The sequence below is a fragment of the Lysobacter spongiicola DSM 21749 genome (genome assembly GCF_900167055.1).
Taxonomy (GTDB): domain Bacteria; phylum Pseudomonadota; class Gammaproteobacteria; order Xanthomonadales; family Xanthomonadaceae; genus Novilysobacter; species Novilysobacter spongiicola.
The window spans coordinates 24,453-37,423 of the sequence record NZ_FUXP01000011.1; the positions used below are offsets into that span (position 1 = coordinate 24,453).

Annotated in this window: 14 protein-coding genes, 1 other RNA gene and 1 riboswitch; of the genes, 4 read left to right on the top strand and 11 right to left on the bottom strand. The window is 69.7% G+C overall.

What is annotated here, in order from left to right:
* Positions 1-28: 28 nt before the first annotated feature.
* The 5 genes from ftsL to rsmI form a co-directional block, all read right to left on the bottom strand.
* Positions 29-295 (bottom strand): cell division protein FtsL, encoded by a 267-nt coding sequence (ftsL, locus tag B5D37_RS11730; RefSeq protein ID WP_078758927.1) that lies wholly within the window; start codon positions 293-295, stop codon positions 29-31.
* On the bottom strand, positions 292-1,254 hold the full coding sequence (gene rsmH / locus B5D37_RS11735; protein WP_078758986.1) for a 16S rRNA (cytosine(1402)-N(4))-methyltransferase RsmH: 963 nt from the start codon (positions 1,252-1,254) through the stop codon (positions 292-294). The genes ftsL and rsmH overlap by 4 nt, the downstream gene beginning before the upstream one ends.
* Positions 1,255-1,265: 11 nt before the next feature.
* A complete protein-coding gene (mraZ, locus tag B5D37_RS11740) occupies positions 1,266-1,712 on the bottom strand; it encodes a division/cell wall cluster transcriptional repressor MraZ (protein ID WP_078758928.1) in 447 nt (148 codons plus the stop codon).
* Positions 1,713-2,103: 391 nt separating this feature from the next.
* Positions 2,104-2,473, bottom strand: an RNA gene (gene rnpB / locus B5D37_RS11745) — RNase P RNA component class A.
* Between the two features lie 249 nt (positions 2,474-2,722).
* Positions 2,723-3,547, bottom strand: a complete 825-nt coding sequence (gene rsmI, locus B5D37_RS11750; RefSeq protein WP_078758987.1) for a 16S rRNA (cytidine(1402)-2'-O)-methyltransferase — start codon at positions 3,545-3,547, stop codon at positions 2,723-2,725.
* Positions 3,548-3,688: 141 nt separating this feature from the next.
* On the opposite strand from rsmI, the gene B5D37_RS11755 reads away from it, so the two are divergent.
* Genes B5D37_RS11755 through B5D37_RS11770 form a run of 4 tightly spaced genes read left to right on the top strand, consistent with a single transcriptional unit; the run spans position 3,689 to position 7,456 of the window.
* A complete protein-coding gene (locus B5D37_RS11755) occupies positions 3,689-5,062 on the top strand; it encodes a penicillin-binding protein activator (protein WP_159447392.1) in 1,374 nt (457 codons plus the stop codon).
* Positions 5,046-5,426: a YraN family protein gene (locus B5D37_RS11760; RefSeq protein WP_078758930.1), complete on the top strand. Its 381-nt coding sequence runs from the start codon at positions 5,046-5,048 to the stop codon at positions 5,424-5,426. Before B5D37_RS11755 ends, B5D37_RS11760 begins: the two co-directional genes overlap by 17 nt.
* 18 nt (positions 5,427-5,444) lie before the next feature.
* Positions 5,445-6,824 (top strand): FAD-binding oxidoreductase, encoded by a 1,380-nt coding sequence (locus B5D37_RS11765; protein WP_078758931.1) that lies wholly within the window; start codon positions 5,445-5,447, stop codon positions 6,822-6,824.
* Complete coding sequence (locus tag B5D37_RS11770; RefSeq protein ID WP_078758932.1) at positions 6,821-7,456, top strand: uracil-DNA glycosylase family protein; 636 nt, start codon at positions 6,821-6,823, stop codon at positions 7,454-7,456. The genes B5D37_RS11765 and B5D37_RS11770 overlap by 4 nt, the downstream gene beginning before the upstream one ends.
* 78 nt (positions 7,457-7,534) lie before the next feature.
* Here B5D37_RS11770 and thiL read toward each other — a convergent pair whose 3' ends face one another.
* From thiL to ribD, 6 genes are all read right to left on the bottom strand, one after another.
* Positions 7,535-8,560 (bottom strand): thiamine-phosphate kinase, encoded by a 1,026-nt coding sequence (gene thiL, locus B5D37_RS11775; protein ID WP_078758933.1) that lies wholly within the window; start codon positions 8,558-8,560, stop codon positions 7,535-7,537.
* A 6-nt stretch (positions 8,561-8,566) separates the two neighbouring features.
* Positions 8,567-9,028 carry a transcription antitermination factor NusB gene (gene nusB / locus B5D37_RS11780; protein ID WP_078758934.1) on the bottom strand — a complete coding sequence of 154 codons (462 nt, stop codon included), beginning with the start codon at positions 9,026-9,028 and terminating at the stop codon, positions 8,567-8,569.
* Complete coding sequence (gene ribH, locus B5D37_RS11785; protein ID WP_078758935.1) at positions 9,025-9,492, bottom strand: 6,7-dimethyl-8-ribityllumazine synthase; 468 nt, start codon at positions 9,490-9,492, stop codon at positions 9,025-9,027. The genes nusB and ribH overlap by 4 nt, the downstream gene beginning before the upstream one ends.
* 57 nt (positions 9,493-9,549) lie before the next feature.
* A complete protein-coding gene (ribB, locus tag B5D37_RS11790) occupies positions 9,550-10,665 on the bottom strand; it encodes a 3,4-dihydroxy-2-butanone-4-phosphate synthase (RefSeq protein ID WP_078758936.1) in 1,116 nt (371 codons plus the stop codon).
* Positions 10,662-11,312, bottom strand: coding sequence for a riboflavin synthase (locus B5D37_RS11795; protein ID WP_078758937.1), 651 nt, complete (start codon positions 11,310-11,312; stop codon positions 10,662-10,664). Before B5D37_RS11795 ends, ribB begins: the two co-directional genes overlap by 4 nt.
* A 145-nt stretch (positions 11,313-11,457) precedes the next feature.
* Positions 11,458-11,609: riboswitch (FMN riboswitch) on the bottom strand.
* A gap of 253 nt (positions 11,610-11,862) precedes the next feature.
* Entirely contained in the window at positions 11,863-12,963 is a 1,101-nt protein-coding gene (ribD, locus tag B5D37_RS11800; protein ID WP_078758938.1) for a bifunctional diaminohydroxyphosphoribosylaminopyrimidine deaminase/5-amino-6-(5-phosphoribosylamino)uracil reductase RibD, read from the bottom strand.
* Positions 12,964-12,971: the final 8 nt, after the last annotated feature.

Here is a 12,971-nt window from a genome sequence, read left to right on the forward strand (position 1 = left end):
GCACCGCGGGAAGGTCCGCTGCGACGGTTCATGGGCGGATCACCACGATGTCCTCGCCTTCGGGGAACTTCATCCCCAGGCGTTCACGCGCGACCTGGTCGATGCGGTTGCTCTCGGCCCAGGTCGCCTGCTCCAGCTGCAGGCGGCCGAAATCGATGTTGAGCTCGTCGCGCGCCTTCTCCAGCCGGCTCAGCTCGACGAACAGCACGCGATGGCTGTGCCGCGCGTGCACGACCGCCAGCGCCGACACGATGTTCGCCGCGACCAACACCGTCAGCAGCAGGCGCAGCGTCATGCGGCCACCCCGTCGGCTTCCAGCTTCTCGGCGATCCGGAGCACCGCACTGCGGGCACGCGGGTTGGACGCGGTCTCGTCGTACTCGGCCTTGATCGCACCACCGATGGCACGCAGGGTCGGGGTGAACTCGACCTCCACCGGCATGCGGCGGTTGGCCGGAGGCGCCTTGGCGTGCAGGTTGATGAACTGCTTGGTGATCCTGTCTTCGAGTGAATGGAAGCTGATCACCGCCAGCCGGCCGCCCGGCTTCAAGCGCGCATGGGCGGCGTCCAGTCCGGCCTCGAGGTCGGCCAGTTCGCGGTTAATGAAGATGCGGATGCCCTGGAAGCTGCGGGTGGCGGGATGGATCCGGCTCTTGTCCGAGCCCGGCTTGCCGCGTGGCATGACCGCCGCGATCAGCTCGGCCAGCTGCGCGGTGCGGGTGATCGGCTGTTCGGCCCGGCGCGCCACCACGGCACGTGCGATGCGCCGGCTCTGGCGTTCCTCGCCGTAGGTCCACAGTACGTCGGCGATCTCGCGCTCTTCCGCACTCGCCAACCACTCCGCCGCACTCTGGCCGGTGTCCGGGTCCATGCGCATGTCCAGCGGACCATCCTTGCTGAAACTGAAGCCGCGCTCGGCCACGTCCAACTGCGGCGAGGAAACGCCCAGGTCCAGCAGCACGCCATCGAGGCCGGCAGTGGTGGCCGGCCAGCGGGCGAGTTCGGCGAAGCTGCCACGGAAGATGGACACGCGCGGATCCGCGCCGAACGCTTGCTCGGCGACCGCGATCGCGTCGGGGTCCTTGTCCATCAGCAGCAGCCGTCCTCCCGGTCCGAGTTGATCGAGCACGCCGCGTGCATGGCCGCCACGCCCGAACGTGCCGTCCAGGTAGGTTCCGTCCCCACGCACCCGAAGGCCTTCCAGGACCTGCCGGTACATCACGGGAAGGTGGCCGGAAGGCGCCGAGCGCTCCATGCCACCGCCCGTCATAGCTGCAGGTCGAGCAGGTCCTCGCTCAGATCCTCGTCAGACACGGTCTGGCGGATCTGCGCGTGGTGCGCCTGCTCGCTCCAAAGTTCGAACTTGTCGCCCATCCCAAGCAGCACCGCCTTCTTCTCGATGCCGACCGCGGCGCGGTGGCTGCCGGGCACGGTGATCCGGCCGTTGCCGTCGAGCTCGACGAAGGTGGCGGCGCCGACCAGCTTCAACTGCAGGTTGCGGTTGACCTTCTTGGCCTTGGGCAGCTTGTTGACCTGGTCGCGCACGCGCTCCCAGACGGCCATCGGGTACAGGTAGAGGGAACCGGACTCGAAGGGGTTGTAGGTGATGACCAGCTGGTTGCCGCATTCACGCGCAACGAGGTCACGGTGCGCGGTGGGAACCGCCAGCCGTCCCTTGTCGTCGATGGTGATGGCGGTCTCGCCCTGGAACATTGCGCACCTGTTGTTGGCCCGCCTCTCCGGACGGTTCGCCTTCGGGACAACGGCCGATTCAGCCCGTTGCGGCCACTGGAAACCACGAAAACCCCGGATTTCCCTCTGATGCCCACCTTAGGCACGCCCTTTGGGGTTGTCAACAAGTTCTCCGGCGCAATTTCATCAGGCACATCAATGGCTTGCGAGACACTTGAGAGTCTTATTCAAGACTTATCCACTAAGCGTTGATCCGTCTCATGTTTTGAGATCGAAGGTGTCGCCGATCACGTTGGGACATGAATTGGGCGTGACGGATCCGCCGCGTCGCTTTTGATGTTGCGCCGCAACATCAGCGTGGCATGACCCGACCCCGCCCGTGGATCAGCGCGGGCGATGAAGAAGGAAAAGGTGGCGGAGCCGGCCGATAAGCCGGGTTCTGTCGTGGACAGTCATTCCTCTAGGCGCATCGTCACCGATACGCTCGAGCAACCTACCCGGACCCGACGCGGGCAGCGCCATGAGGTCCCTATTTGGTCTTGCTCCCGGTGGGGTTTGCCGTGCCGGTCTGTTGCCAGACTCGCGGTGCGCTCTTACCGCACCGTTTCACCCTTGCCACGCATCCCCGGAGGGACCGTTCGGCGGTCTGCTCTCTGTTGCACTTTCCGTCGGCTCGCGCCGCCCAGGTGTTACCTGGCACCGTGCCCTGTGGAGCCCGGACTTTCCTCGGCACCCGTCACCACCGAAGTGGATCAAGGTGACGCGACTGCCTGGCCGACTCCGCCACGGGCATTCTATCCGTTGTGGCCGGCTCCCGGTGGTCCGCTTGCAGGTATCAGCTCTGTTCGCCAAAGCAACCTCGTCCAGCATGTAGGAGCGGCTTCAGCCGCGACCGTGGAGTCGGCGCGGACGGTCATGCATCCGATCGCGGCTGAAGCCGCTCCTACAAGTGCTGCCGCAGCCTCGGCCGACTCGGGGCGGACAGTTCGCGACTCGCGTCGCTCCTACGGGGCAGTGTCGGCCGGCCGTGGTCAGCCGCTGCCGTAGAGCGATTTGCGGTGGGCGCCGCTGAGCTCGGCGGCGAGCTTGGCGGCGGTCGACGGTGGCAGGTGCCCGGCCAGCTTCTGGTAGAGCCGGCGGCCTTCCACCAGCCGCGCATCCGTATCGTCACCGGCGCCCTGCACCACCAGGACGAATTCGCCCTTGCGCTGGTTGGCATCGGCCGCCACCTGTTCGCCCAGGCTGGCGAGGGTGCCGTCGAGCACGGTCTCGAACAGCTTGGTCAGCTCGCGGGCAAGCACCGCCGGACGTTCACCTCCGAATGCGGCGCCGAGGTCGGCCAGCGATTCCTCGATGCGGTGCGCGGACTCGTAGAAGATCAGCGTCCGTGCTTCGGCGGCGAGGTGGGACAGCCGCTCGCGTCGCGCCCCGCCCTTCGCGGGCAGGAAGCCTTCGAAGACGAACCGGTCCGAAGCGATGCCGGCGACGCTCAGCGCCGCGATGGCCGCGCATGCACCGGGCACGGGGGACACCCGGACCCCGGCAGCCCGCGCGGCCGCGACGAGGCGGAAGCCCGGGTCACTGACCAGGGGCGTGCCGGCATCGGACACCAGCGCCAGTTGATCGCCGGCCAGCATGCGCGCGACCAGTTGCTCCGACTGCGCCTCCTCGTTGTGCTGGTGCAGCGCCAGCAAGGGCCGCTCCACACCGAAGTGCGACAGCAACTGCCGGGTGTGGCGTGTGTCCTCGGCACATATCGCGTCGACGCCCTTGAGGGTGTCGAGCGCCCGTGGCGAGAGGTCGCCAAGGTTGCCGATCGGGGTTGCAACGACGTGCAGCGTGCCGGGCTTTTGCATGCGGGGATGGTAGAGCCCGCAACCGGCGATGTCGCGCAACGGGGCGATCATCGCTGGCGTAGCGGGCCGGACGCCCACCGCCGGGCCGGTTAGAATCGGTGGGGTCCCCATACACGCCCTGCGCGGCGCCTCCAGATGCCCATGAGCCGACCCGTCCGCCACTCCAGGATCCACTGGTTGCTTGTCCTTGCGCTGGCCACCGTCTTCATCGGCGGCTGCACGATGGTGCAGCCGCGTTCGGAGGTCGACCGCACCGCCCGAACCCAGCACCCGCTGGTCGCGCAGGCGAGCGCCCTGGCGCAGTCGCCGCAGGCGGCCGATGCCGCCGCGATCCAGGCGCTGCTCGCGCAGCTGGACGACGCCACCCTGTCCAGCGAAGCGGCCGCCCTTGCCCAGGGCGACCCGCTGTACAACCACATGGGTCGCGAGCTGTTGCGCCGCGGCATCGCCCTGCCCCGCCCGCTCGAGCGGGCCGCCTGGCAGTTCGATGCCGGCAGCCGCCCGCCCGCTGACAACGACGGCTACCGGCCGCCCATGAAGGTGGCGGTCCTGCTGCCGTTGTCGGGTGATCTCGCCCGCGCCGCCGAACCGGTCCGGGATGGCTTCCTGGCGGGTTACTTCCATGAGCACCGCCGCCGCCCGGAGGTCTCCTTCATCGACACCCATGGCACGTCCGGCGGCGCCCTGGCCGCCTACGACGAGGCGGTGGCCGCCGCCAGCGACTTCATCGTGGGGCCCCTGGGCCGGGATGAAGTGGACGCGCTGTTCCGTCGCGGCAACCTGTCGGTGCCGGTGCTCGCGCTCAACCGCGGCGATGTGGACCCGCCCGCGGGCAACGCGAGCTTCGCGTTGTCGCCGGAGGACGAAGGCAGCGCCGCAGCCGACTTCCTGGCCCAGCAAGGCGCCCGGCGCGTACTGGTGGTCAGTGGGGGGGATGCGGTGCAGCGACGCTCGGTGGATGCATTCCGTACGCGCCTGACCGAACTGGGTGGCGAAGTCACCGACGTGGCCACGTCCGGCATCGCCGACCTCACCCCATTCGCCACGCGGGAGGGCGGCATCGATGCCGTCTTCCTCGCCATCCGCGGCAACACCGCCCGCGAGCTGATGCCACGGCTGGCGATGGCCGGCCTGGCCGGCAAGCCGCGCGTCGCGACGTCCCACCTGTTGCAGGGCACCGGTGAGCCTGCCGAGGACCGCGTGCTCGACGGCACCGCCTTCCCGGGCGAGCACTGGACCAGCGGCGGCCACATCCCGGGCCTGCCCTCGGCCGACAGCGCCGCGCAGACGCTGCCGACGGCGCGTGGTGGCGCGGCCCGCCTGTTCGCTTTTGGCCACGATGCCTGGCTGCTGACCGCATACCTCGAAAAGCTGGCCTTCTCCGCCGCCAGTGAAGTGCGTGGCGCCACCGGGATGCTGAGCATCGACGAGCTCGGGCACGTGCGTCGCAACCCGGCATGGTCGACCTTCAGCGCCGGGGTTCCGGTCACGCTGGACAATGCCGGCCGCTATTGACCGCCGCGCGCGCGGCACGGCCGTCGAGGCCGCCGCGCGCGACCAACTGGCGGCGGCCGGCCTGCGCCCGGTCGCCGCCAACGCCAACTTCCGGCTGGGCGAGCTCGACCTGGTCATGCTCGATGGCGACACCCTGGTCTTCATCGAGGTGCGCTACCGCCGCGACGATCGCTTCGGTGGCGGCGCCGCTTCGGTGGATTGGCGCAAACAGCGCAAGCTGGTGCGCGCCGCGCAGTTGTTCCTGCAGCGACATCCGCGCTATGCCGATGGCCCCTGCCGGTTCGATGTGGTGCAGGCCGAGGGCGATGCCGACGCCCCGGAGCTGACGTGGTTGCGCGACGCCTTCCGCGCCGACGATTGCTGAATCACCCGACGACGAGCCGTGGACCTGCCCGCATCCCTGCTGAGTGAGCTGGCCGAGACGCTCGGCAACGCCGTGTTGCTGGACCCGTCCGAGCGCCTCGCCTACGCCTACGACAACTCCCGCCGCCAGGCACTACCCGATGCCGTGGCGCTGCCGACCAGCGCCGAGCAGGTCGTCGCCCTGGTCAAGGCATGCCGCGCGCACCGCGTCCCCGTCGTCCCCCGGGGCCGGGGCACCAACACCACCGGCGCGGCGGTGCCGGTGGCCGGTGGCGTCGTGGTCTCCTTCGAGCGCATGGACCGCATCCTGCAGGTCCGGCCGGGCGACCGCTGCGCCGTCGTCGAGCCGGGCGTGCTCAATGGCGACCTCCAGGCGGCGCTCGCACCGCACGGACTGTTCTGGCCGCCCGACCCCACCAGCGCTGCGTTCAGCACGGTCGGCGGCAATCTCGCCTGCAACGCGGGTGGTCCGCGGGCGGTGAAGTACGGGGCCAGCCGCGACAACGTGCTCGCCCTCACCGCGGTCACCGGCACCGGCGAGGTGATCCATTGCGGCACCGAGACGACAAAGGGTGCGACCGGCTACGACCTGCAGCGGCTGCTGGTCGGCAGCGAGGGCACCCTGGCGCTGATCGTGCAGGCATCGCTCCGGCTGGTGCCCGCGCCCACCGCGAGACGGGCGCTGAGGGCGATCTATCGCGACGTTTCCAGCGCCGCATTGGCAGTGGCTCGCCTGATGGCGCAGCCGGTGACGCCTTCCATGCTGGAGTTCATGGACGGGCAGGCGGTAAGGCTGGCGCGTGAAGTCGGTGGTGCCGACCTCCCACCGGAGGCCGGTGCACTGTTGATGATCGAGGCCGATGGCGACGAGGCGATCCTGGCGCACGACATCGACGCGTTGAAGCGCGCCGCCACGGGCGAAGGACTGCTGGCACTCGACGATGCCGCCGACGAAGCCGCGCGCCAGCGCCTGTGGGCGGCGCGCAAGGCGTTGTCTCCGGCATTGCGCACGCTGGCTCCCGGCAAGATCAACGAAGACGTAGTGGTGCCGGTATCGCGCATCCCCGAACTGGTGGGAGGCGTCCAGGAGCTGGCGCTGGCCTGCGCATTGCCGATCGTCTGCTTCGGCCATGCCGGCAACGGCAACCTGCACGTCAACCTGATGTATGACCCGGCTGATGAGCTGCAGGCGGCACGGGCCAGCGCCGCGATGTCGCAGGTCTTCGCGCTCGCGATCCGGCTGGGCGGAACGCTGTCCGGCGAACATGGCATCGGCATGGCCAAGCGCGATTTCATGACGGAGGCCGTCGACCCGGCCACGCTCATGCTGATGCGCCAGATCAAGTCGGTGTTCGACCCCGATGGCATCCTCAACCCGGGCAAGCTGCTGCCCCCGTGAGCGATGCGCTCGACCGGCTGCTGGTGGAGATCCGCGCCTGCCGCGCCTGCGAGGCGTGCCTGCCGCTCGGCCCGCGCCCGGTACTCAGTGCCGGCGCCGACGCCCGACTGATGGTGGTGGGCCAGGCCCCAGGCAGGAAGGTCCACGAGAGCGGCATCCCCTGGGACGACGCCAGCGGCCGCCGGCTGCGCGAGTGGATGGGCATCGACAGCGACACCTTCTACGATCCGCGACGCGTGGCGATCGTGCCGATGGGCTTCTGCTATCCGGGCAGGGCGGCCTCCGGCGATGCGCCTCCGCGTCCCGAGTGCCGGTCGCTCTGGCATCCGCGGCTCATGCCGCTGCTGCCCAACATTGGGCTGACCCTTCTGATCGGGCAGTACGCGCAGGCGCACTTCCTGGGCGCACGGCGCAAGCGCAGCCTGACCGACACCGTGCGCAGCTGGCAGGACTACCTGCCGACCCACCTGCCGCTACCGCACCCCAGTCCGCGCAACGTCGGCTGGTTCAAGGCCAACCCGTGGTTCGAAGGCGAGGTGCTGCCGACCCTGCGGGGGCGCGTCGCGGCGCTGGTCGCCGACGATGGAGCTCCCGCCGACGTTTGTAGGAGCGGCTTCAGCCGCGATCGGTGATCCGTTGGCCTGGGGCGGTTCGGATCGCGGCTGAAGCCGCTCCTACAAGGGCTCGCAAGGGCCCGGAGGCGGGCGCGGTCAATCCTGGAAGTGGGTGTAACCGGTCCGCGGTGGCACCCAATCCTGCCCATCGGGCTGGAGGGCACGTACGCGATCGCCCGGCACGATCCGGCCGATCCGGGTAATCGGCACCCCGGCATCGGCGGCGATCGTCTCGATTCGCCCGGCCATTTTCGGCGGCGCGGTGAAGCACAGTTCGTAGTCGTCGCCACCGATGGCCTGCAGCGCATGACGGCGCGGGGGCTGGAAGGCATCGCGCAGTGCCGCCGAAGCCGGCAGCGCATCGAGATCCACTTCCGCGCCCAGACCGCTGGCGGCGCAGATGTGCCCGAGGTCGGACAGCAGGCCATCGGACAGGTCGATGGCCGCGTGTGCGATGCCTTGCAGGGTGCGGCCGATCGCCACCCGCGGCACGGGACGGTCCAGGCGCGCCTGCAACTGCTCGTGCAAGGCTCTCGCCGCGGACTCCTGCCCGGCAGCTGCTGGCAGCATCGGCCCCGCTTCGCAGACCATCGCCAACGCGGGTGTGTGGCGCTCCTGCAGCAGCGCCAGGGCCGCGGCCGCGTCACCGAGGGTGCCGGTCACCCAGACATCGTCACCCGCCTTCGCAGCGTCGCGCCGGAGCGCCCGTCCCGGCTCGACCAGCCCATGTAAGGTCACGCTGATCGACAACGGTCCGCGGGTGGTGTCGCCGCCTACCAGCGCAAGCCCGTGCAAGGTGGCCAGCTCGCCAAAACCGTCAAGGAAACCATCCAGCCATTGCTCGTCCGGCTCGGGCAGCGAGAGCGACAGCGTGCACCACGCGGGCTCCGCGCCCATCGCGGCCAGGTCGGACAGGTTCACCGCGAGCGCCTTCCAGCCGATGTCCGCCGGCGCCGTATCGACCGGGAAATGCACGCCGCTGTTGAGGGTGTCGGTGGCCACCACCAGTTGCCGGCCGGGGGGCACCTGCAGCACCGCGCCGTCGTCACCGATGCCGAGTACCACGTCATCGCGCACCACCGCGCGGGCGCGGATGCGATCGATGAGGTCGAACTCGGCCAAAGGAAGCTACCGGTCCCGCGGCGCCTGGGCTTCGACCGAGCGCCACTCGGCGGCGGCATGGTCGAGCACGCCGTTGACGTAGGTGTGGCCGTGCTCGGCGCCAAAGCGCTTGACGCCTTCGATCGCCTCGTTGATCACTACCCGGTACGGCACGTCGGGGCGATGCATCAGTTCGTAGGCGGCGATGCGCAGGGCCGCCAGCTCGATCGCGTCGACCTGCGCGATTTCGCGGTCCAGGAAGGGCACCAGCGCCTTGTCGAGCTCGGCCCGGTGCTTGTCGACCCCGAGCACGAGATCCTCGAAGTAAGCCAGGTCGGCGACCTCGCGGGCCTGCTCATAGGCGAACTGCGCCACGACCTCGCGGGCCTGGCTGCCGGAAAGCTGCCATGCGTAGACGGCCTGCAACGCACGACGGCGCGCGCGCGAACGGGCAACGGGATCGACCCCATCGGGGCGGCGACGGTTCATGGCAGTTGCTCCAGCAGGTGTGACATTTCCAGCGCGACCAGCGCCGCTTCCTCGCCCTTGTTGCCGTGGCTGCCGCCGGCACGCGCCTCGGCATCCTCGAAGCGCTCGACCGCGAGCACGCCGTTGCAGACGGGCACGCCGGAGTCCAGCGCGACCCGCATCAGGCCGTCGGAGCAGCCGTCAGCCACCTGCTCGTAGTGGCGGGTATCACCGCGCACGACACAGCCAAGCGCCACCACGGCAGCATGCTCGCCGGCGGCGGCGATGCGGGCGGCCGCCAAGGGAATCTCCCATGCACCGGGCACCCGGATCACGTCGACCATGTCCTCGTCGACGCCATTGTCGGCAAAGGTCTTGCGCGCGGCGGCGACCAGGGTGTCGGTGATGCGGGGGTTCCAGCGGCTTGCGATGATCGCGAAACGCGCGCCTTGGGGGCTGCGCAGGTCGCCTTCGATGTGGGGCATCAGTCAGAACCTGTGAGGGACCGGAGCGCCAGAGTGGTCCCGGCGCGAACGGCCAGTTTAGCGTGCGGCCGGGGGCTCGACGTATTCGACCACTTCAAGGCCGAACCCGGCCAGGCCGATCTGGCGGCGCGGCGTGCCCAGCACGCGAAGCTTGCCGAGCCCGAGGTCGGCCAGGATCTGGCTGCCGACACCGTTGCGCCGCCATTCGCTCAGCGCCTGTCCGCGGGCGGGCGCGGTTTCGACTTCCGGCTCCTCGCGCAGGCGCGCCAGCAGGCGATCGACCGGGGCGTGGTCGCTGAGGACCACGAGGGCTCCGCTCCCCTCGGCTTCGATCGCCGCCAGCACGTCGCCCAGCGCAGGACCGAAGTCCGGCCGGCGCCAGCGCAGGGTGTCGGCGAGCGGGTTCTGCACGTGGACACGCACCAGGGTCGGCGTCGCCGGGTCCGGCTGCCCGCGCACGAGTGCGAAGTGCAGCGCGTGGCTGAGCCGGTCGCGATAGGTGAGCAGGCGGAACGGGCCGTGTTCGGTCTCGATCTCGCGGCTGTCGACGCGCTCGACTGTGTGCTCGTTGTCGAGCCGGTGCCGGATCAGGTCCTCGATCGAGCCGATCTTCAGACCGTGCTCGGCGGCGAACTTCTCCAGCTCCGGGCGGCGGGCCATGGTCCCGTCCGGATTGAGGATCTCCACCAGCACCCCGGCCGGTTCCAGGCCGGCCATCAGCGCCAGGTCCGCCGCCGCCTCGGTGTGGCCGGCGCGGTTGAGCACGCCGCCGGGCTGGGCCTGCAGGGGGAAGATGTGGCCGGGCTGGTTGAGGTCGTCCGGCGAGGCGTCCGGGCGTACCGCGGTGCGTACCGTATGCGCGCGGTCGTAGGCGGAGATGCCGGTGGTCACGCCCTCGGCGGCCTCGATGCTGACGGTGAAGTTGGTGTGGTGCTGGGAGGTGTTGTCGCGCACCATCGGCGGCAGGCCGAGCTGCTGGCAGCGCTCGCGCGTCAGCGACAGGCAGACCAGTCCGCGGGCATGGGTGACCATGAAGTTGATGTCGCTGGGCTTGACCAGCTCGGCGGCCATGATGAGATCGCCTTCGTTCTCGCGGTCTTCGTCGTCGACGATCACGACCATGCGGCCGGCGCGGATCTCTTCCAGCAGTTCGGGGACGGGGGCGAAGCTCATCGGGTCGGTTCCTGTGGGAGGGGGGCCGGCGCGGAGGCCGGGATGGCCGCGGCTTCGCGGCCCTGCAACAACCGCTCGACATAGCGGGCGACGAGATCGACTTCGAGGTTCACTGCATCGCCTGTCCGGGTGGCGGCGAAGGCGGTGTGGGCAACGGTATGCGGCACAAGCGCCACTTCGAAGCCCGTTTCGTCCACCTGGTTGACGGTGAGGCTCACGCCGTCGACGCAGATCGAACCCTTCATCGCGACGTAGCGCAGTACGGCGGCCGGGGCCTTGAAGCGCCAACGCTGGGCACGTGCATCCTCCCTGACCGACTCGACCGTTCCGACGCCATCGACGTGCCCGCTGACCAGGTGGCCACCCAGGCGATCGTCCGGACGCATCGCCCGCTCGAGGTTGACCGGCGAGCCAGCCGCAAGCTGGCCCAGCGTGGTGAGGCCGAGGGTTTCCGTGGAGGCGTCGGCATGGAACGAGGTGGCGTCGAACTCCACCACCGTCAGGCAGACGCCGTTGACCGCGATGCTCTCGCCCTGGCTGACGGCGTCGAACGGCAGCGTGCCGACTTCGATCCGCAGGCGGGCGTCGCCACCGCGCGCTTCACGTTCGGCCAGCCGGCCGACGCCTTCGATGATGCCGGTGAACATCAGCGCACCTCCCGCGTTACGCCGAAGCGGGCGCACGGAGGCCGGCCGGAAGAAGACTCTCTGGTATTGGACATGGAACGTTTCCCGCAAGGATGGACCGCGAAAAACGCCACAAGGCAGTGGCAGGCACGGGCAGGCCCGCACCAACCGTCTTCTTTCATCCGGACTGTGACCGTCGGCTCCGGCATCGGACCGGATCTGCTGACCCTTCGCGGCCTGGGCCACGGAGGCGCTCGCGGGCTCGTCGCATCGCGACCTACCGCCGGTGGGGAGTTTCGCCCCGCCCTGAAGACGTTACGTATTGTTGCCGCCTGGGCGGCGCGTGGATTCTAGCACCCGGCCCCTGCGCGCTCCGCCGCAATGGTGGAACGCAGCGTTGGTGGCGCTCCCCTTACCCGCCGGGCTCGGTGCTCCCGGTAAAACCCGGTGCTGTTGTAGGAGCGGCTTCAGCCGCGATCGGATGGTGTTTCGCTAGTAACAACTCCACGATCGCGGCTGAAGCCGCTCCTACAACGGCGGTGGAACCCTGGCTGCAGCGTGGCAGCCCGCCTCAGGCCGCCCCGCCCTTCGGCCGCAGCAGCACCCGGATGTCCTCGCCCAGGCGCCGCGTCTCCACCACGTCCAGTTGCATGCGCTCGGTCATGTGTTGGATGTCGAGGCCGTCAAACAACGGCCGGGCATGCGAGCCCAGCAGGACGGGAGCGACGTAGAGCAACAGCTCATCGACCAGCCCCGCCTCGAGGAACGCCGCCGCAAGCGTCGCGCCGGCCTCCACCTGCACCTCGTTGATGCCGCGCTGGGCCAGCAGCCGCAGCACGGCCTGCAGGTCGAACCGGCCCTTCTCCACCGCCACCACCGCCAGCTGTGCATCGATCGAACGGCTCAGCTTGGTCTGCGGCGCATGGACGTAAAGCGTGGGCGCATCGCCTTCGCGCACCCTGCCGCGGGCGATGGTCGCCAGGCCCGGATCCAGCACGACCCGCAGCGGCGGTTCGAACGGGGTGTCGTCGCCCAGACGCACGGTCAGCGACGGATCGTCGACCAGTACGGTGCCGGCACCGGTGATGATCGCCCCGGCCCGGGCGCGCCAGCGCTGGACGTCATAGCGCGAGGCCTCGCCGCTGATCCACTTGGATTCGCCGTTGGCCAGCGCGCTGCGGCCATCGAGACTGGTGGCCAGCTTGACCCGCACCCACGGGCGGCCCCGCACCATCCGGGAGAGGTAGCCGCGGTTGAGCGCCCGCGATTGCGCTTCCATCAGGCCGCTGGCGACTTCGATACCGGCGGCACGCAGGCGGTCGAAGCCGGCGCCGTCGACTTCGGGGAACGGATCGCGCATGGCCGCCACCACCCGCGACACCCCGGCCTCGAGCAGCGCATCGGTGCAAGGTCCGGTCCGGCCGGTATGCGCGCAGGGTTCCAGCGTCACGTACGCGGTGGCGCCCTTGGCCTCCGCGCCGGCGGCCTGCAGGGCCACCACCTCGGCATGGGCCTCGCCGGCGCGCTGGTGGAAGCCTTCGCCAACCACTTCTTCGCTCTTGGCGATCACGCAGCCAACCATCGGATTGGGACGGGTGGTGAAGGCCCCTCGCTCGGCCAGGCGCAAAGCCCGGGCCATCAGGGTGTGGTCGCTCGGGGAGAAATCAGCCATCGGGTCGC